Origin of the sequence: Streptomyces sp. E11-3 (assembly GCF_046540415.1) — a bacterium.
Classification (GTDB): Bacteria; Actinomycetota; Actinomycetes; order Streptomycetales; family Streptomycetaceae; genus Streptomyces.
Genome location: NZ_JAZGRL010000001.1, coordinates 1,361,049 through 1,377,614 on the forward strand (window position 1 = coordinate 1,361,049; position 16,566 = coordinate 1,377,614).

Here is a 16,566-nt window from a genome sequence, read left to right on the forward strand (position 1 = left end):
CCCGCTGGGGGGAGACGTGGACTTCTCACTGTCCGGCTTCGCAGGACCCGTCTTCGGCGGTGTTGCCGTTGCGCTCGTGACGTTCTTGTCTACGCGGACTCGCACCCGCGCCGAGGCGCGGAAACTTGATGCCGAGGCAGAGCGGGCGCGAGCCGAGACCACTCGAATCCTCGCTGAAGTGCAGCTGAGCCCGACATCATCCGGAGGTTGGGAGGACCTGCCGAAAGGCTGGGGCACCACCGGCACTAACCCAAACGACTACGACTTCGGCGTTGACCGTGACGTGCACCGGACAGGCGTAGCGAGTGCTTTCATACGCTCATGCGTTGGTGCGCGCCCCTTTGGCTCCCTTGTGCAAAGCTTCCGGGCAGACGACTACTGGGGTAAGCGCGTCAGGATGACCGCAACCCTTAGATCGAAGGACACGCGCGGCTATGTAACCATCTGGCTCAGGGCGGATGACTCCGGTGGCAGGGGCGTCGCCTTCGACAACACCCAGGCCCCAGACAAGCGCGTAAGCGGAACGACAGGCTGGCTGGATCGGAGTGTTGTCGTCGACATCCCAGACAGTGCCCACAAGATTCTTTTCGGTGTGATTCTCGCTGGTGAGGGCTCCGCCTGGGTCGACGAGGTAAAGCTGGAAGTCGTCGGGACAAACGTACCTCGGACGACCGAGCCACTGCGCCTTCGCCCCATCAACATGGACTTCTCCATGGAAACTTGATGATCATTCAGACTCATCCCTCTGGTTGGCTCTACATGGTCGTGGCGAGGAAGACCTGGCTCCACGGCACCAGGCCGCCAGCCTCGACGCGCATGTCGACGAACTGGAGTACTACCCCTGCTCGTTCTGCGACTGGGACCCGCCCGAATCAACGACTCCGGACTGGTGAGCCTTCCGCTGCCGTTCGAGTGGCCGTCCAACGACGCCAACCTGAACGGCAAGCAGAATCACCGTCGTGCTTCATGGCGCTGTGAACTGCGGAAAGAGGTTGTGACACAGTTTCTAAGCCCCGGCGCACTGCACCGCGACCTCCGCGCTCTCATCGAGCAGGGCGATGGTCGCGACGGTCAGAGCTCCGGTGATGACGCCGACCTCGTCGGTCATCGCCCCGCCTGACCCCGGCGTCACCTCATCGACCAGGCTCTTGGGCTCGGCAGTCCGCTCGGGGCCGTTCATGATGCACACGTATCCAGCATCTCGGTGAGCATGCTCTTCTCCGGCTCTGTCACCGACAGCTCATAGGCCGCCTTCACCGCGGTCCAGGCCCGCGCGTACACGCACCAGTAGGTCTTGACCGGCGGCTGCCACTGGTCAGGGCTCTGGTCGCCCTTGGCCCTGTTGGAGGCAGCGGAGACCGCGATCAGTTGCGGGCCGGTGAGGTCATTGGCGAACGCCTTCCGCTTCTCCTCGTTCCACTTACTGGCCCCGGAACGCCACGCGTTGGCGAGCGGCACCACATGATCGATGTCGATCTCTGGTGCCTCCGTAACGGTGACATCGTCGTACACACTGACCCAGGTACCCGACACCGTCCGGCACTCCTCGTCTCGCTTCACGTCGGCGCCATCCCGTTCCAGTACCAGGTCACGAGTGTTACAACGCTCGCCCTGCTCGGCCCAGTGCGGGAACTTTGAACGGCTGTAGCCGGACATCGAACCGTGCGCGGCGACCGTGAGCCCGGCCAGCCCCATGCCTGCCTGCATGGCGGTCGGCACACCGGGCAGCGTCCCGTTGTCCGCCGCCTCGCCGCCGTCGGCTCCGCTGCTTGAAACAGACGGCTGGCCGTCGTTCGCACCGTCGGACGCGGCGCCATCGGCCGCCGAACATCCGGCCACCGCGACCAGGGCCAGGGCCGCCACTCCTCGCCCCCACCACTGCTGACGCCCCATGACCGGTTCGTTCCTTTCATCGGATTGCTGTGCGTGCGCAGCCTGTCCGCTTTTGCACGTCCGACCGGACGCCACGACTGCCTGATCAGCCAAACGGTTTGAGCGCACCCGGTGCACGACGCGACGCATGACCTGCCCTGTGTCCACCACGCGCCTTCGCCGGGTGGGACCGCAGCGCAGGAACGGGCCCCGCCTGGGTCCTCCGGAGCCTCTCGGTCACGACTACCGGAAGATCAATCGTTCCGCCAGTTCGTCGGCCAGGCCACCGGGCAGATCAGCGTAGACGCTCAGCTCCTCGATAAGTTCGAAGCCGTGGTGCTCGTCGCGCACCCGGACGACTCGATCTGCCAGTTCCGGTGTGAAGCCTGGCAGGGAGGCGAGGATTGCGGCCGGTACGTGGTTGACATCAACAAGGCCGCCGTCGTCGTACCGCCTGGGAAGATCCGGCCGACCGATTCGCAGCTCTCGGGCGAGAGCCGGGTCCTCTGCGAGGAGTCGTCGGGCTTCGATCCGTCGCTGTCGGCGACTGAGAGCTTCACCGATAGCCGGGTCCAGGCCCGGCCCCGGTCGTGGCGCCCAAGCGGGGCGAGACGGCGCCGGGCGGGATTGAGGCCCCCACCCTTGCCGCGTCGCCGCCTCGACGTGATCCCGGTCGACGAGCCGCGGTCGTATCAAGAACGTCGCCGCAAGGCCGCCACTCGCGAGTGCAATAATCAGTGCACCGCTCACGGCTGAGCCAGCCGAATCCCCCGGAGCGCCGCTGAGGGGCAGCGCGACAAGCATTGCTACAAACGCCACGCCGGCGATGATCGCGAGCCCCCGTGACCTAAGACGGTACGCCGCCCATCCGAGGACGAACGCCGTCCCCATACCCAATGTGAGCAGCGGTATCAGCGCCCACCAGACACTTCCTTCCGGGCTCATCTTCCTAGCCGGAAGGTCGGCACTATCCTTCCTCATCACACATTAATAATATCCCCGATTTTCCGTACATTTGTGGTGTAAAGAACGAGGCCTGCGCCGCATCGTCCGGCGCTGCGACACCCACGACACCGCCTCCCAGGCCAAGGCCCGCGCCTTGGAGACCGAACTCGGCATGGAGCCCAGCGAGCCCACCGGCAGCCTCACCAACCCGAACCTGATCGACTGCGGCAAGCCATGGTGCAGCAACCGGCGCACCTGAGAACCGAAGACGTGGCCCGAGCGCGACCATTTCGAATCCACGGGCAGCGGGCGCGCTGGACCATGTGGACCCCCGCCTCCGCCGCGACGGTCGGACCCTCGACTCGGGGGAGGAGCTGCTGGCAGTATGCGCGTCTCGCAGACGGCCACTCGCGCGTTCGCAAGCTCACCCGATAGCGGTTTCGGGTTGAGCTGAGCCCGCCCCGTACGGTCACTCCAAGAACTGACGGCCCTCGGGCTGGGCGACGTTGACCGCGTCGTCCTTGGTGCCCGGCTTGTCGAACACCGTGAACAACAGCATCATCACGGCCGCCGCCATGGCCACGATCACGACCGTACCGAGCACCGCATCACCCGGCCCGTCACTTGTCGAGGCCGCCCACGGCGCCACTGCGACGATGTACCCCACGAACACGGCGAAGGCCACCCAGTCCGAGCGTCGCCCACGCCGGATACCCACGTACAAGAACGGCACCCAGGCGAGGATCGACATCGACCCCACCACCACGACCGACCACGCGACCTTCTGGCCCCAGCCTGCTTCCAATCGTCTGTCCATGACGCCCCCAGCCTTCGCGCTCCAGAACTTGTCAGGAGCCGAGGAGTCAAGGCTAGACCCGGCACAGCCCGCGAGCGCCCAGCTTGCGCAGCGCGGCACCCATACGAGGGACAGCAGCCCGCCACCGCCTCTGAACTGAAAACCCCCGGACGCTGAGCGCCTTTCGAATCCATGGCGGCCGGGCACCATTGAGGCATGAGCACACCAGTGGGGCGCGACGGCCGCCCGCTCGTGCCGACGGCCATGGCCGCCTACTCGCTCGGCACCACCCCGGCGGGCTTCCGCAGCTGGGCAAAGCGACGCGGCATCACGCCCGCGACGTACCGGGCCACCGGCAACGCAGGCCACCCGCAGGCATGGTGGGACCTCGCCGATATCGCCGATGTCGTGCGCACCAAGGGCAACGCTGCTTGACAACCCGCTGACCAGCACCGCACGCTTCATTACGTACGTTGCACCTCGTGCACCCTCAGCCCGGCCAGTGAGCCGGGCTTTCGCATGCCCGCCCCCGCTGAGAGGATCCCGGCCATGCCGCGCGTGACCATCCCCGTGACCGAGCTCTCCGACCAGGGTGTGGCCGACCCCACCGAGCAGGACGGCGACACGACGAACAACCACAGCTTGCCGAACACGGGCAAGACGGTCTTCCGCGTCCGCAACGCCGACGCGGCAGCCCAGACGGTCACGTTTGTCACGCCGATCACCGTGGGCGGCAAGGCCGTAGACGACACCCCGATCAGCATCCCCGCAGGCGCCACACGCACCTTCGGCAAGCTGTCGACCGCCCTCTACGGTTCCAGCGTGCCGGTCGACGTCACCTCCGTGAACCTGAAGCTGATCGCCTTCGAGCCCTGATGCCCACCCGCTCCGGCTGCACACGGTGCCGCCAGATCCGCAAGCCTGACGGCAACTACTCACCCCAATGCACACGCCGCCGCAAGGCCGCAGGCGAACGAGCACACGGCAGCTCCACCCAGCAGGGCTACGGCACCGAGCACCGCGAGCTGTTCCCCAAGCCGGTCCTGGCCCGCGACCCGGTCTGTGTGGTCTGCGGCGAGGTCCCCAGCACCGAGGCCGACCACTGGCCCCGTTCCCGCAAGCAGCTGATCGCTGAGGGTCTCGACCCCAACGATCCCCGGCACAGCAGAGGGTTGTGCAGTACCTGCCACAAGCGGGAGACCGCTCGCAGGCAGCCAGGAGGTTGGAACCGTAGGGCCGGGTGAAAGCTCTGACTGGGTGTTCTGTGATGATTCGTCAAGTTTCAGGTTGAGTTGATGTCTGGGGTGGCCGGTGCCGGTTGGTTGAGGGTGAACAGGCCGGGTTCGGGCTCGGCGAGGATGTCGCGATCGACCAGGCGTTTCAGCTTGGCGCGGACGCTTTCGGTGTGCCGCGGCTCGGTGCCGATGCCGAGGATCTTGCAGACCTCCTTCGCGCGGAGTCCGTGCCCGGCCTGCTCGAAGGCGGCGAGGACCTCGCGGTAACCGGGCGGCAGCGGCTCGGGCGGCTCGGTGCCGTCCTCAGAGGCCAGTTCCAACATGGTCTCGCGGGTGATTTCCAGGCGTTGAAGGGTGCGTTCGGTGGCGGCGAGCTGCTCGGTGAGGAGCGTGATCTGCTCACGCAACTGTCCGGCCGTCTCGCGTACCAGCTGCTGCCGGGCCTCGAGCTTGTCCAGAAGACGCTTCATCGATGCTCCGGCTCGTCGGGGTGTCCGGTGCCCGGCGAGGCGGGTCGCGCCAGGTCGGGGTGGTGGTGCGGGTGAGGCGGCGGAGCATGACGTCGGTCATGGACCAGTGGATCCAGGCCACCGAGCTGGCCAGCCTGGTCTCGTAGTCACGCACGAGGCGTCTGTGCAGCATGAGGGTGCCGAGAGTCTGCTCGACCACCCACCGCTTCGACTGCGGAGTGAACCCCTTCGCCCCCGGGGCGCGTTGGACGATCTCGACGTCGATGCCGAGGCGGGTGCCGTGCTCGACGACGGCCTCCTTGAACCCGGCATCCACCCACGCCTTCGTCACCGTCGGCGCATTCTTGGCGGCCTTGTCGAGCAGAGCGGTTCCGATGGCGTTGTCGTGCACGCTCGCCGCCACCACGAGCACGGCGATGACCAGGCCGATCACGTCGGTGGCGATGCCTCTTTTCCGGCCCGGGCTCTTCTTGCCCGGATCCCACCCGGTCGTCTCCTTCGGCGCGTTGGCCGAGGCCCGCACAGTCTGCGAGTCCATCACGATCGCGGTGGGGTCCTCGCGACGTTTGCGCATCTCCCGGGCCTGCCAGCGCAGCAGGTCGTGGATGGTCTCGGCGGTCCCGTCGTCGCGCCAGAGGCCGAAGTAGTAGTACACCGCGCTCTTGGGCGGCAGATCATGAGGCAGATAGCGCCACTGGCAGCCGGTCCGGGCCTGGTACAGCAGCGCGTTGACGATCTCCCGCATCGCGTAACCGCCCGCGTGCCCGCTGACCGAGGGATGCTTCGCCTTCCACGCGGCGATGACCGGCCGGATCAGCTCCCATGCTTCATCCGACAGATCGCTCGGGTACGGCTCACGTCCATCCACGCCCACCAGCGCACCGCATCCCCGGCCCGCCGTGAAGCCCCGGAACCGGACAACCCGTCTTCAAATACTACGAGTCCGCTGAGCACTCGCAAAACACCCACTGAGGACGTCGATGACCGATACGCCGCTGACACACCCGCAGGCGCTCGCCGCAGTGATCCAGGCGCTGGGCGGCACGTGGGACACCCAGCGCGCCGTGCTGGCTCTGCGGGTCGCCGGATACGAGCCGTCGGATGAGCGGGCCGGAGAGAAGGAGGCTCGCCGGAACCTGCGCCTGCTCGCCGAAAACGGGCTGATCGTGAGACCGGACCCGGACCAGGCCGTCTACCGGCTGGCGTGAGCGTGCCGGGTGTGAACCAACTCGCCCTGAGCGGCTGTCCGGAGGGTGCTTACGTCAGCGGGAGCTGAGCGCACGCCTCGCCGCGTTGATCACGTTCTGGGCGTCGGCTCCGTACACCGCGGACTCGCGGAGGGTGTTCCAGGTGCGGAGGTATGTCGCGATGCTGGCCGCATCGTCGATCCACAGTTCTGCGTGCCAGGTCTCGACTGTGACGAGCCGCTCGTCATGGATCCAGAAGCCGCCTACGGGTGGGATCTTCAGCGAGGCGCTGAAGGGGATGACGCCGAGTTGGACGGTGTCGATGCCGATGATCCCGGCGAGCCTGTCCAGTTGGGCAGCGAGCGCCGAGGGTGAGCAGATGAGAGAGCGAAGCGCGGTCTCACCCACGAGGATCTTGAACCGTTTACCGGAGTCGTACAGCATCTCCTGTCTCCGGAGACGGGCGCGCACAGCGTCCTCGGTGTCCCGTCGGGAGCGCTGGAGTTCCGCGTACCGCGTGAAGATCGATCGGGCGTAGTCGGCGGTCTGCAGGATGCCCGGCACGGTGACGCTCTCGAACCCGTGGACCACGGCTGAGCGTTCGTATTCGGCGGCGATGGCCTGCTGTACCGGCCGGTGCCCGGCGGCCAACTGGCGGCGCCACGACCGTATGTGGGAGTTGAAGCCCCGGAGCTGTGCCAGTAGCCCGTCATACGCCTCGGGCTGGCCGGTGGCGTTGGTCCACTGCTGCAGCTCTTCGGGCTCCAGAGTCTGCTTGCCGTTTTCCACCTTGCTGATCTTTGACTTGGTCCATCCGGCGCCTAGCCGCTGCGCCAGCTGCGTACCGGTGAGCCGTCCTCCTGGCGCTGAGAAACGCAGTTCCCGGAGGCTCACCCCGAGCGCTTCGCGCGCCTGCTGGTAGTCCGTGCTCACCGGTACGCACCTGCTTCTACCTCTGTGCGGCGACTCGCGCCGCGTACTGGTCGTGCGGAACGGCGTGATGCATTGCGGCATCGCGCAGCATGGAGTACCGGATGACTTCACCGGGCTCCGTGATCAGCTCGACGTCAACGAGGTTGTCGGCGTCGTCGAAGTTGAGCAGCGCGACCAGCCGGGAGTCGAAGAGCCAGAAGTCCTCGTCTCCGAGGTCCAGCCGGTCAGCTTCCGCGCGCGGCAGGTTGCGCATGTCCTCACCGAGCGCGGCGTTGCGCTCGGCATTGACCATCAAGTACCGCTGTCCCGGCGTCGGCGGACTGTCGACTACCCGTACCCGCCCGACAGTCTTTCCAGCCGCGGTCTGTGTGCGGATCGTGGTGCAGTACCAGGAATCCATGTCCCACGTGACGGTGCCGTTCGCGATGAACTCGCGGTAGGTGTCGGTCTGCTCATCGCTGGCGTAGCGGCGCCGCGTCTCCAGTCGCCAGGCTGTGTGTTTGAAGGTCTCAAACAACTTGCCGAACGCGTCCAGGTCAATGATCTTTGCGTCGCGTGTCACGTCCTTCGGTCCCCAATCAACGAGAAGATCACGCGGTACCACGATAGGTACCTCGCCCTGCCCGAGGTGCTGAAGCTGAGCGACGTCGTCGGGGTCGGTGAGCGGCGGACCGTGCACGATGACGTCTCGCGTGTCGAGGTCTTCGTGCACCGCGGGGCAGCCCGTGTCTCCGCTGCCTGTGCCGTTGAAGCGCAGTCGTCGCGCCATGGTCGATGCCTTCCGTCGGGAGCTGTCTTCGACAGCCTCCCCACGGCCAACGCCCTCTGTACCGGATTCGGTTAGCCAGTATGAGCAACATGGCGCAACCTTGCAGGCTCGTCAAGAAACTCCGTGAAACTTACCTGTACACCTCCACCGTCAGGTCCCTAGCGTCCAGTTCATGGCCACTACGCATGAGCCGGAACACGTCGATCCGGGTGCCGCAACCGAGGAACTGCGCGAGGCGCTGACCCGGGCCGGGATCGTCCTGCCGTCGCTGCGCGTCGACTACGCCTCGCCCGGTCTGGGTCTCGTCATCCTCGGCAGCGCCCGCCCGGACGTGGTCCAGAAACTGGCAGAGGCGATTCGGCAGGGAAGCCGTGATAGACATGGATGAGCAGGATGATCGACCACCGGACATCGAGACAATGCGCGCCGTCACCGCGTCACTGCTCGCGGATGATGCGCAGTTGCCGCGGTACGAGGACCTGGAGCTGATGCTGCTCCAGCTGCGCGGCCATCTGATGCTGCTCATCCCGATCGTGGAGGACATCGCCTGTGTCCTGTCCGCCCGCGATGTGCCCGCTCAGTGTGCTCTGCCCGGTGTGAGCGCGGCGCGAGACCGCCTGAACGATGTCCCTGCCGCGGTAGAGAAGGTCGGCCTGGTGTCAGAGGTGAGGCGCGCTCAGCGCCTGGCCCGCTCGGTGGACGCCCTGTGCGACCACTACGAGAACCTGAACGGCATCCGCACATGACGGCGGCGGCCATGACTCGGATCTGCCGCGAGTGCGCCCAGCCGACCGGTGAGCCGGTCGCCGTCGCCCTGGAGCACGCCATGTCGGGCCCTGGCCGGGTCGTCTACCTGTGTCCTTACTGCCGTCGCGCACTCGGGCTGCTCCCGTTGGACGAGCACCCCGACGGCAGCGACGGGCGCGTCCGCTTCGAACCTACGCACCCCACAAAGCCTACGGCGGCAGGTGGGGACTGGATTCTGCCGCCGTTTCCTGAACGCCCGCCTCGGTCTGCTCCCCTTCAGCGCCGACCGGGGCGGGTCCACCAGACCCCTCAAGAAGGGAACCAGCCGTGACTGTCTTACTGGAAACTCCCGGCCAGACTGCGTACCGCGATCCGCGGGCACTGCTCAACGCGGTGCGACCGTACGTGAAGGAGTGCACGTACAACATCTTCGAGGCCCCCGGCAACGAAGGCGATCTGTGGGACCGTGAGATCGCGCTGCTGATGCGCGACAACGTCATGGTGCGCGACATGGCGGAGCGCGTCCTCGGGAACGCGGTGATGTACCTGATCACGGCCATGGAGCAACCTGAGATCCACCTCGGGGTCGGCAAGACCGTGGACATGGGGGTGCATCAGATCATTCTGGACTCCCCGGTGTACTTCGCCTTCTGCCACCTGTACAACAGCGGGCGGTACAAGCACCACGCCCCGCTCGTTGTCCGCAGGAGCGACGGTCTCGTGCTCCGCACCGCCGACGTCCTGCGCGAACAGGGCTTCGACGCGGACGAAGAGCTGTGGGCCATGGACGGCGCGGACTGCTCCCCGTGCGACGACAAGGTCCCCGACAGCCACTGACCGACCAGAGTGCTCCCGCCCCCGTCCTGGCTCTCCACGAGGCGGGGACGGGGCTTGCCCCCGACACCCGGAGGAACATCCCCTTGCCCGTACCACACGACGTCGCCGCCGAGACCGAACTCTGGGACACCTTCGCGGAGTCCGCATTCAACGAAGACGCGGAGCCGGTCTTCAACTGGACGCAGTACACCGGCCACGGGCCAGGCCCGGAACTGCTCGGTGACCCCGCGTCCGTGCTGGAGATCGGCTGCGGCACCGGCCGGGCCCTGGCCTACCTCGCACAGCACGGCGTCGCCACGCGCGGGGTGGACCTGTCACCGGTCATGGTCAAGAAGACCACCGACCGGTGGGGTGGTACCGGGGCGGAGTTCGTCTGCGGCGAAGTCCTCGACTTCCTGCGCGACGACACCCGGACCTACGACGCCATCTACTCGATCTTCGGCGCTGCCTGGTTCGCCGACCCCGGCCAGCTGTTCCCACTCGTACGGCAACGGCTCACCCCCGGCGGGGTGTTCGTCTTCAGCCAACCCCCGGCGATCCCCGGCGCCTACGGGCCCCAGGGCATGTACAAGGGCGGCTTCGCCGGGAAGGCCATGTTCACCTACCGCTACAGCTACCGCCCTACGGTGTGGCAGCGGCTCCTCACCCGTGCCGGATTCGACAACGCCGACACGCAGCTTGTCGACGCCCCCGAGCCGGATCACATCGGCACCCTGCTCGCACGGGGACGCGTGCTGCCCGACAGGTCCGGCGCCCAGACGTAACCGCCGCCTCGGACACAGGCGCAACCTCTCCCCCTGAGGGAGACGGCTGTGCCTCCGGCGTAGAACGGGCTTCGTGCCACACGCGCGTGCACGCCCCATGTCACCGTCTCGCAGCCACACCACCAGCCCCGCCGCGTGGAGGAAGCACCAGCCTCCACGCCGCGGGGCCACTTGCCATGCCGGACTGAGGCACAGGCTGGCTGAGCCCCCTGCGCCTCGCCCACGTAGCGCGATACGGGTTGCTGGGAACGCCAGCCCGAAAGTGAGAGGGCATAGGAAGATTCTTGGTCCTCCCGGTGCGCCCCACGGTCAGCGGGCGGCGGTGATCAGCCGCCCAGCTCCTGGTGGCGGGCCGCCAGCCTGGCCGCGCCGCCCTCGGTCAGCGAGCCGAACAGGCGCAGCCGGGAGATGCCGCCGTCCGGGAAGATGTCGACGCGGACGTGCGTGCCGACGGCCGGGGCGTCCAGGACGAAGCGGTGGTTGGTGTCGGGCTGCAGCCGGGTGCGGGGCAGCACCTCGGTCCACTCGCCGTCCTCGCCGTCCTTCACCGAAAGGGCGGCCCAGCCGGCCGAGTTGCCCTTGAGGTACGCGGTGTCGATCTCGATGGCGCGGAACGCGGACTGCTGCACCAGCTGGTAGCGGATCCAGTCGTTGCCCTTGTCGCGGCGGCGGCGGGTCTCCCAGCCGTCGTCCATCTTGCGCGAGCGGCCCGGCTGGATGGTGTTGGTGGCGGGCGAGTAGAAGCGGTCGGAGGCGTCCTCGACCTGGCCGCCGTTCTCCAGGGCCACCACGTCGAAGGTGCCGAGCGCGGCGAGCCACACCGGGTCGGGGGCGACCTCGCCGTAGACCCGCAGGCGGGCGATGCCGCCGTCGGGGTGCTGGTTGACGCGCAGGTGGGTGAAGCGCTGCTCGACGTCGACCGCGAAGCCGTTGGCCGCGTGGCCGCCGACGGGCGTACGGGGTACGAGGGTCGTCCACTTCACGTCGTCGCCGAGGAGCTCGTCGGGCGACGGCGAACCGGCCACCGATGTGCCTTCGACCGACACGGCCTGCGGGTAGTTGCCGCGGAAGTGGGCGGTGTCGATGACGATGCCGCGGACCACGCCGGGGGCGCCGAGGCGGACCAGGGCCCAGTCGTGGTCGTCGTCGGTGGGGTGCGGCTGCCCGGCCGACACACCACGGCGGCGGCGGGTCTCCCAGCCGTCCATGATCTTGCCCTTGTGGCCGAAGTGCTCGGGGTCGAACTCGCCGGGCTCGGGCTTGAGCAGGTTCTCGCGCTCGGCGAAGAACTCGTCGTTGGCGGCGATGACACCCGCGCCGAGCTGGCGGTCGGCCAGGTTGGCGTACTGGGTGAAGGGGAACTCGGCGGTGCGGTAGTCGGCGTACGGCTCGCCGCCGCCGTAGGGGCTCGCGTCGCCGGTGAAGGTCTCGATCGCCGTCACGGTGTCAGTTCTTCCTTTCGAGGAGTCGGCCGGTGGGCTCGGTGAACCCGCCGTCGTGCTGGATGCGCTGGCCGCGCAGCCAGGTGGACTTCACTACGCCGTGCAGGGTCTTGCCCGCGTACGCGGTGACGCGGTTGCGGTGCTGCAGTGCGGCGGGGTCCACGGTGAAGGTCTCGTCCGGGGCGAGGACCGCGAAGTCGGCGTCGCGGCCGGCCTCGATGGCGCCCTTCTGATCCAGGCCGACCAGCTGGGCGGTGCGCTCGGACATCCAGCGCACCACGTCTTCCAAGCCGTGCCCGCGCCCTCGGGCCTCGGTCCAGATCGCCGGGAGGCTGAGCTGGAGGCCGGAGATGCCGCCCCAGGCGGTGGCGAAGTCGTCAGTTTTGAGGTCCGCGGTGGACGGCGAGTGATCCGTGACGATGCAGTCGATGGTGCCGTCGGCCAGGGCCTCCCAGAGCAGGTCCTGGTTGCCCGCCTCACGGATCGGCGGGCAGCACTTGAACTCGCTGGCGCCGTCCGGGACTTCCTCGGCGGTGAGGGTGAGGTAGTGCGGGCAGGTCTCGACGGTCAGCTTGACGCCCTCGCGCTTGGCGGCGGCGATCAGCGGCAGCGCGTCAGACGAGGACAGGTGCAGGACGTGCACCCGGGCGCCGAGCCGCTTGGCGACGGCGATCAGGCCCTCGATCGCGGTGTCCTCGGAGATACGCGGCCGGGTGGCCAGGTAGTCCGTGTACTTGGGGCCGCCCTTCTGCGGGGCGGCGGCCAGCTGGTGCGGGTCCTCGGCGTGCACGATGAGCAGTCCGCCGAACCCGGCGATCTCGCTCATGGACGCGGCGAGCTGCTCCCGGTCGAGCTCGGGGAACTCGTCCACGCCGGAGGGCGACAGGAAGCACTTGAAGCCGTAGACCCCGGCGTCGTGCAGGGGCTTGAGATCCTGGACGTTGTCCGGGAGCGCGCCGCCCCAGAAGCCGATGTCGATGTGCGCCTTGGAACGGGCGACCTCCTGCTTGGTGCGGAGGTTGTCCACCGTGGTGGTCGGCGGGAGCGAGTTGAGCGGCATGTCGACGAGCGTGGTGATGCCGCCGGCGGCGGCCGCGCGAGTCGCCGTCCAGAAGCCCTCCCACTCGGTGCGGCCCGGGTCGTTCACATGGACGTGGGTGTCGACGAGGCCGGGGAGCAGCACGTCGTCCCCGAAGTCCTCCAGCCGGGCACCGGGTGGCACCTCGGCCTCGTACGGCAGCACGGCCGCGATCTTCCCGCCGGCGACGGCGACCGATGCGGCGCGCACCCCCTCGGGGGTGATGACACGCGTCGAGCGCAGTACCAGTTCTACGTCTGACACCCCAGCCCCTCTCTTGTTCGCTTCCACAGAGCGGAATTCAACGTTCTGTTGAAAGAGTCTTCACCTCGGACCGGAGTCCGTCAAGACCCTTCCATCGCAGCCGGACCCGCCGCGGGGCGCCACTCCAGCCCGTTTAGTGGTTTCCACAAAGTGGAATGTGTCTTTCGCATCATAGAACGTAGGTACCCACAAGCGCGCCCCTGGAGCCAGCCGCCGACGCGCGAGCCGACACCCGGACAAACAGGCGCTGACCGGCGAACATCCCCGCACCCCGAGGCACTACCCGCAACCGAACCGCCCGGTAGGCTGCTTATTTCCTGCCAGTACCGAAAGGACCGCGCCGTGACGTCCAGCGCCAGCGACGCCTCCACCGAGGCCGCCGCTTCCAAGCCCGCCGCCAGCGGTGGAGTCCAGTCCCTCGAGCGGGCCTTCGACCTGCTCGAGCGCATGGCTGACGCGGGAGGCGAGGTCGGCCTGAGCGAACTCTCCGCGAGCAGCGGTCTGCCCCTGCCGACCATTCACCGCCTGATGCGTACGCTCGTGGCCTGCGGCTATGTCCGCCAGCAGCCCAACCGCCGCTACTCGCTCGGCCCCCGTCTGATCCGCCTCGGCGAGTCCGCGTCCCGGCTGCTCGGCACCTGGGCGCGCCCCTATCTCGCGCGACTGGTCGAGGAGACCGGCGAGACCGCCAATATGGCCCTGCTCGACGGCGACGAGATCGTGTACGTGGCGCAGGTGCCCTCCAAGCACTCGATGCGGATGTTCACCGAGGTCGGACGCCGGGTGCTGCCGCACTCCACCGGCGTGGGCAAGGCGCTGCTCGCGCACACGCCGCCGGACGAGGTACGGGCGCTCCTCGCCCGTACCGGCATGCCGGCCGCCACCGAGAAGACGATCACCACGCCGGAGGGCTTCCTTGAGGCGCTGGAGGCGGTCCGCGAGGCGGGTTACGCGGTAGACGACAACGAGCAGGAGATCGGGGTGCGCTGCCTCGCGGTCTCCATCCCCGACTCCCCCACCGCGGCGGCCGTGTCGATCTCGGGTCCGGCCGGGCGGGTGACGGACGCGGCGACGGACAAGATCGTCCCGGTGCTGCAGGAGGTCGCCCAGGAGCTGTCGGTGGTGCTGTCCAGCACGGGTGCGGCGGCCAACGGTTCCTGAGCCGCTGGTTCTGGTCGCTGGTTCTGGTCGCTGGTTCTGGTCGTACGCTGCTGAGGGCTTGCCTTTGAGAGCCTGTCTTTGAACCCCCGTCGTCCGCGCGGAGCGCGGGCGCGGCGGCGTTCGGTGCGTGGCCTCGGCGTGCGGCGTTGCAGGTCATGGATGGGGTCTCCCCTGCTCGAGCGAAGCCGAGAGCTTGGGGAAGGAGCCACCTGTCCTGTGGCGCCGTGCGGCGAGGGTGCGTGCCGGGCGTCGGGGCGCAGACGGGGGTTCAAAGACAGGCTCTCAGGGTCAGACGGGCGCGTGGTGGTCGAGCCGCCCGTCGGCCATCGCCCTCACCTGGTCCGCCTCGGCGAGGTGCGCCCGGTCGTGGGTGACCAGGACCGTCGCGGTACCGCGCTCGCGGGTGAGGCGTACCAGCAGGTCCAGGACCGCGGCCCCGCGCTCGTGGTCCAGCGCGCTGGTCGGCTCGTCGACCAGCAGCACGGCGGGCTCGTTCATCAGGGCCCGCGCGATGTTGACGCGCTGCCGCTGACCTCCGGAGAGCTGGTGCGGGCGCCGGTCCGCCTTGTCGTCCAGGCCCACCGCGTGCAGCAGTTCCCGGGCGCGGGCCCGGACCTGGCGGGGTTTGCGGCCGTCCAGGTGGGCCATCACCTGGAGCTGTTCCACCGAGGTCAGCGAGGGCAGCAGGTTGGGCTGCTGGAAGACGATCCCGACGCGCTCGCGGCGTAGCGCCGACTTCTGCGCGGGGCTCAGACCCCCGGTCTCGGTGCCGTCCACGACGACCCGGCCGCGGTCGGGGGTCACCAGGGTCGCGGCCACCGCCAGCAGACTGGACTTGCCGGACCCCGAGGGGCCGACGATCGCGGTCATGGTGCCCGCGGCAACCTCCAGACCCACGTCGTCGAGTGCGGTGAGGCGGCCGTCGCCGTCCGGGTAGGTGAGCGTGACGGCGTCGAGCAGCAGAGTCATCGGGCGCTTCCCAGGGCGGTGAGGGGGTCGACGGCGGTGATACGGCGGATGGACAGCGCGGCGCCGAGCGCGCCGAGGGCGATCATGACGAGGGCGGGTACCAGGACCGTCGGCGGGTCGAGGACGAACGGCACATCGCCGCCGCTGATGACCGCGCCGATGGCGGCCGCCAGCCCGGTGCCGATGCCGGTGCCCGCGGCGAGCATCAGCACCGCCTGCCCGAGCGCGTCCTTCAGGAGGTACGGGGTCGCGGCGCCCAGCGCCTTCAGTACGGCGATATCGGCACTGCGCTGAATGGTCCACACAGTGAAGAACGCCCCTATCACCAGCGCGGAGATCACGAACAGGAACCCGCGCATCAGCTGGAGCGAACCGTTCTCGGCCTGGTAGGAGCCGATCGCGGTCAGCGCGCCGTCCAGCGTCCGGGTCTCGGTGCCCGCGGCCTGGTCGCCCGCGGCGATGTCGGCGCCCTTGGTGGTCAGCGCGACGACGGTGGCCTGCTCCTCGGTGGTCGTACCGCTGTGCCCGATGCGCTGCCAGTCGTCGAGCGCGACCCAGACCACCGGGGTGTGACTGAACGACGCCTCGCCCGCGACGGCCTCGACGCGCAGCTCCAGGGTGCCGACGCGGACGGCGCCACCGGGGGCGACGGCCAGCTCCTTGGCGGCCTTCTCGGAGAGTACGGCCCGGCCCGGCGCGAGCTGGCCGGGGGCGATCCCGGCGTCCGGCTCGACCCCGAAGGCCGAGACGCCGGCGGTACGGTCGCCCGACGCGGCGTTCAGGGTGCGGATGCCGACGGGGTGGGCCCCGGTGACGCCGGGCTGCCGCGCCCAGGTGTTCCAGGCGCTCTCCGGTACCGAGGAGTTGGTGAAGGAGACCGACTGGCCGTCGGGCGGCGCGGCGAAGGCGAGGTGGTCGGCGGGCAGGCCGGTGATCGCCGAGGTGTTCTCCCGGGCGAGACCCGCCGTCAGCCCGGACAGCAGGCCGACCAGGAGCGTGATGAGCACGACCACCGCGCCCATCAGCGCGAAGCGCCCCTTGGCGAACCTGAGATCTCTCCATGCGACGAACATGCCTCCACCTTGGTGGGAGCACCG

At 68.5% G+C, this 16,566-nt stretch carries 22 protein-coding genes and 1 pseudogene; 11 read left to right on the forward strand and 12 right to left on the reverse strand.

Translation table 11 applies throughout. The features are described 5' to 3' along the window. Window positions 1-16: 16 nt before the first annotated feature. On the forward strand, window positions 17-724 hold the full coding sequence (locus tag U9R90_RS06240) for a hypothetical protein (protein WP_411055377.1): 708 nt from the start codon (window positions 17-19) through the stop codon (window positions 722-724). A gap of 282 nt (window positions 725-1,006) precedes the next feature. Here the strand turns inward: U9R90_RS06240 and U9R90_RS06245 are convergent, their stop codons facing one another. The 3 genes from U9R90_RS06245 to U9R90_RS06255 all read right to left on the reverse strand — a co-directional run bounded on the left by U9R90_RS06245 (window position 1,007) and on the right by U9R90_RS06255 (window position 2,853). Further along, the gene (locus tag U9R90_RS06245) at window positions 1,007-1,180 is read right to left on the reverse strand and encodes a hypothetical protein (protein ID WP_411055378.1); all 174 of its coding nucleotides are present in this window, start codon (window positions 1,178-1,180) and stop codon (window positions 1,007-1,009) included. After that, on the reverse strand, window positions 1,177-2,022 hold the full coding sequence (locus tag U9R90_RS06250) for an HNH endonuclease family protein (protein WP_411055379.1): 846 nt from the start codon (window positions 2,020-2,022) through the stop codon (window positions 1,177-1,179). The genes U9R90_RS06245 and U9R90_RS06250 overlap by 4 nt, the downstream gene beginning before the upstream one ends. Before the next feature lie 93 nt (window positions 2,023-2,115). Beyond that, window positions 2,116-2,853 (reverse strand): ComEA family DNA-binding protein, encoded by a 738-nt coding sequence (locus U9R90_RS06255; protein ID WP_411057654.1) that lies wholly within the window; start codon window positions 2,851-2,853, stop codon window positions 2,116-2,118. 34 nt (window positions 2,854-2,887) lie between these two features. Here U9R90_RS06255 and U9R90_RS06260 point away from each other — a divergent pair, with 34 nt between their 5' ends. Continuing rightward, window positions 2,888-3,076: a hypothetical protein gene (locus U9R90_RS06260; protein ID WP_411055380.1), complete on the forward strand. Its 189-nt coding sequence runs from the start codon at window positions 2,888-2,890 to the stop codon at window positions 3,074-3,076. Window positions 3,077-3,286: 210 nt separating this feature from the next. On the opposite strand, the gene U9R90_RS06265 is transcribed toward U9R90_RS06260, so the two are convergent. Continuing rightward, window positions 3,287-3,634 (reverse strand): hypothetical protein, encoded by a 348-nt coding sequence (locus U9R90_RS06265; RefSeq protein ID WP_411055381.1) that lies wholly within the window; start codon window positions 3,632-3,634, stop codon window positions 3,287-3,289. Window positions 3,635-3,829: 195 nt separating this feature from the next. On the opposite strand from U9R90_RS06265, the gene U9R90_RS06270 reads away from it, so the two are divergent. The 3 genes from U9R90_RS06270 (at window position 3,830) to U9R90_RS06280 (ending at window position 4,857) form a co-directional block, all read left to right on the forward strand. After that, window positions 3,830-4,048, forward strand: a complete 219-nt coding sequence (locus tag U9R90_RS06270; RefSeq protein ID WP_411055382.1) for a hypothetical protein — start codon at window positions 3,830-3,832, stop codon at window positions 4,046-4,048. Between the two features lie 114 nt (window positions 4,049-4,162). Beyond that, entirely contained in the window at window positions 4,163-4,489 is a 327-nt protein-coding gene (locus U9R90_RS06275; protein ID WP_411055383.1) for a hypothetical protein, read from the forward strand. Further along, window positions 4,489-4,857 carry a holin gene (locus U9R90_RS06280; protein WP_411055384.1) on the forward strand — a complete coding sequence of 123 codons (369 nt, stop codon included), beginning with the start codon at window positions 4,489-4,491 and terminating at the stop codon, window positions 4,855-4,857. Before U9R90_RS06275 ends, U9R90_RS06280 begins: the two co-directional genes overlap by 1 nt. A 38-nt stretch (window positions 4,858-4,895) precedes the next feature. Here the strand turns inward: U9R90_RS06280 and U9R90_RS06285 are convergent, their stop codons facing one another. Together U9R90_RS06285 and U9R90_RS06290 are read right to left on the reverse strand one after the other, a co-directional pair. Continuing rightward, complete coding sequence (locus U9R90_RS06285; protein WP_411055385.1) at window positions 4,896-5,318, reverse strand: hypothetical protein; 423 nt, start codon at window positions 5,316-5,318, stop codon at window positions 4,896-4,898. Window positions 5,319-5,364: 46 nt separating this feature from the next. After that, window positions 5,365-6,186 (reverse strand): annotated as a pseudogene (locus U9R90_RS06290) (IS5 family transposase); the annotation flags it as partial. A 112-nt stretch (window positions 6,187-6,298) separates the two neighbouring features. Here U9R90_RS06290 and U9R90_RS06295 point away from each other — a divergent pair. Further along, a complete protein-coding gene (locus U9R90_RS06295; RefSeq protein WP_411055386.1) occupies window positions 6,299-6,526 on the forward strand; it encodes a hypothetical protein in 228 nt (75 codons plus the stop codon). 54 nt (window positions 6,527-6,580) lie between these two features. Here U9R90_RS06295 and U9R90_RS06300 read toward each other — a convergent pair whose 3' ends face one another. Beyond that, window positions 6,581-7,438 carry a Scr1 family TA system antitoxin-like transcriptional regulator gene (locus U9R90_RS06300; RefSeq protein ID WP_411055387.1) on the reverse strand — a complete coding sequence of 286 codons (858 nt, stop codon included), beginning with the start codon at window positions 7,436-7,438 and terminating at the stop codon, window positions 6,581-6,583. Window positions 7,439-7,454: 16 nt separating this feature from the next. Further along, the gene (locus tag U9R90_RS06305) at window positions 7,455-8,207 is read right to left on the reverse strand and encodes a DUF6879 family protein (protein WP_411055388.1); all 753 of its coding nucleotides are present in this window, start codon (window positions 8,205-8,207) and stop codon (window positions 7,455-7,457) included. Window positions 8,208-8,379: 172 nt separating this feature from the next. On the opposite strand from U9R90_RS06305, the gene U9R90_RS06310 reads away from it, so the two are divergent. The 4 genes from U9R90_RS06310 (at window position 8,380) to U9R90_RS06325 (ending at window position 10,555) form a co-directional block, all read left to right on the forward strand. Then, the gene (locus U9R90_RS06310) at window positions 8,380-8,595 is read left to right on the forward strand and encodes a hypothetical protein (protein ID WP_411055389.1); all 216 of its coding nucleotides are present in this window, start codon (window positions 8,380-8,382) and stop codon (window positions 8,593-8,595) included. After that, window positions 8,588-8,953 (forward strand): DUF6415 family natural product biosynthesis protein, encoded by a 366-nt coding sequence (locus tag U9R90_RS06315; protein ID WP_411055390.1) that lies wholly within the window; start codon window positions 8,588-8,590, stop codon window positions 8,951-8,953. Before U9R90_RS06310 ends, U9R90_RS06315 begins: the two co-directional genes overlap by 8 nt. Before the next feature lie 328 nt (window positions 8,954-9,281). Further along, the gene (locus tag U9R90_RS06320; RefSeq protein WP_411055391.1) at window positions 9,282-9,791 is read left to right on the forward strand and encodes a hypothetical protein; all 510 of its coding nucleotides are present in this window, start codon (window positions 9,282-9,284) and stop codon (window positions 9,789-9,791) included. Window positions 9,792-9,874: 83 nt separating this feature from the next. After that, window positions 9,875-10,555, forward strand: coding sequence for a class I SAM-dependent methyltransferase (locus U9R90_RS06325; RefSeq protein ID WP_411055392.1), 681 nt, complete (start codon window positions 9,875-9,877; stop codon window positions 10,553-10,555). Between the two features lie 326 nt (window positions 10,556-10,881). Here U9R90_RS06325 and alc read toward each other — a convergent pair whose 3' ends face one another. Together alc and allB are read right to left on the reverse strand one after the other, a co-directional pair. Further along, window positions 10,882-11,997: an allantoicase gene (gene alc, locus U9R90_RS06330; RefSeq protein WP_411055393.1), complete on the reverse strand. Its 1,116-nt coding sequence runs from the start codon at window positions 11,995-11,997 to the stop codon at window positions 10,882-10,884. Between the two features lie 4 nt (window positions 11,998-12,001). After that, window positions 12,002-13,339, reverse strand: coding sequence for an allantoinase AllB (gene allB / locus U9R90_RS06335; protein WP_411055394.1), 1,338 nt, complete (start codon window positions 13,337-13,339; stop codon window positions 12,002-12,004). Window positions 13,340-13,681: 342 nt separating this feature from the next. Between allB and U9R90_RS06340 the strand changes: the two genes are divergently transcribed. Continuing rightward, window positions 13,682-14,500, forward strand: a complete 819-nt coding sequence (locus U9R90_RS06340) for an IclR family transcriptional regulator (protein WP_411055395.1) — start codon at window positions 13,682-13,684, stop codon at window positions 14,498-14,500. Between the two features lie 288 nt (window positions 14,501-14,788). Here U9R90_RS06340 and U9R90_RS06345 read toward each other — a convergent pair whose 3' ends face one another. Both U9R90_RS06345 and U9R90_RS06350 read right to left on the reverse strand, forming a co-directional pair. Then, on the reverse strand, window positions 14,789-15,469 hold the full coding sequence (locus U9R90_RS06345) for an ABC transporter ATP-binding protein (RefSeq protein ID WP_411055396.1): 681 nt from the start codon (window positions 15,467-15,469) through the stop codon (window positions 14,789-14,791). Further along, entirely contained in the window at window positions 15,466-16,542 is a 1,077-nt protein-coding gene (locus U9R90_RS06350) for an ABC transporter permease (RefSeq protein ID WP_411055397.1), read from the reverse strand. The genes U9R90_RS06345 and U9R90_RS06350 overlap by 4 nt, the downstream gene beginning before the upstream one ends. Window positions 16,543-16,566 lie beyond the last annotated feature (24 nt).

What these genes read in the sequence shown, in the direction of transcription:
- U9R90_RS06245 (WP_411055378.1), bottom strand. Translation starts at nt 1,180, where the DNA reads ATGAACGGCCCCGAGCGGACTGCCGAGCCCAAGAGCCTGGTCGATGAG.
- U9R90_RS06250 (WP_411055379.1), bottom strand. Translation starts at nt 2,022, where the DNA reads ATGCGTCGCGTCGTGCACCGGGTGCGCTCAAACCGTTTGGCTGATCAG.
- U9R90_RS06255 (WP_411057654.1), bottom strand. Translation starts at nt 2,853, where the DNA reads ATGAGGAAGGATAGTGCCGACCTTCCGGCTAGGAAGATGAGCCCGGAA.
- U9R90_RS06265 (WP_411055381.1), bottom strand. Translation starts at nt 3,634, where the DNA reads ATGGACAGACGATTGGAAGCAGGCTGGGGCCAGAAGGTCGCGTGGTCG.
- U9R90_RS06270 (WP_411055382.1), top strand. Translation starts at nt 3,830, where the DNA reads ATGAGCACACCAGTGGGGCGCGACGGCCGCCCGCTCGTGCCGACGGCC.
- U9R90_RS06275 (WP_411055383.1), top strand. Translation starts at nt 4,163, where the DNA reads ATGCCGCGCGTGACCATCCCCGTGACCGAGCTCTCCGACCAGGGTGTG.
- U9R90_RS06280 (WP_411055384.1), top strand. Translation starts at nt 4,489, where the DNA reads ATGCCCACCCGCTCCGGCTGCACACGGTGCCGCCAGATCCGCAAGCCT.
- U9R90_RS06285 (WP_411055385.1), bottom strand. Translation starts at nt 5,318, where the DNA reads ATGAAGCGTCTTCTGGACAAGCTCGAGGCCCGGCAGCAGCTGGTACGC.
- U9R90_RS06295 (WP_411055386.1), top strand. Translation starts at nt 6,299, where the DNA reads ATGACCGATACGCCGCTGACACACCCGCAGGCGCTCGCCGCAGTGATC.
- U9R90_RS06305 (WP_411055388.1), bottom strand. Translation starts at nt 8,207, where the DNA reads ATGGCGCGACGACTGCGCTTCAACGGCACAGGCAGCGGAGACACGGGC.
- U9R90_RS06310 (WP_411055389.1), top strand. Translation starts at nt 8,380, where the DNA reads ATGGCCACTACGCATGAGCCGGAACACGTCGATCCGGGTGCCGCAACC.
- U9R90_RS06315 (WP_411055390.1), top strand. Translation starts at nt 8,588, where the DNA reads ATGGATGAGCAGGATGATCGACCACCGGACATCGAGACAATGCGCGCC.
- U9R90_RS06345 (WP_411055396.1), bottom strand. Translation starts at nt 15,469, where the DNA reads ATGACTCTGCTGCTCGACGCCGTCACGCTCACCTACCCGGACGGCGAC.
- U9R90_RS06350 (WP_411055397.1), bottom strand. Translation starts at nt 16,542, where the DNA reads ATGTTCGTCGCATGGAGAGATCTCAGGTTCGCCAAGGGGCGCTTCGCG.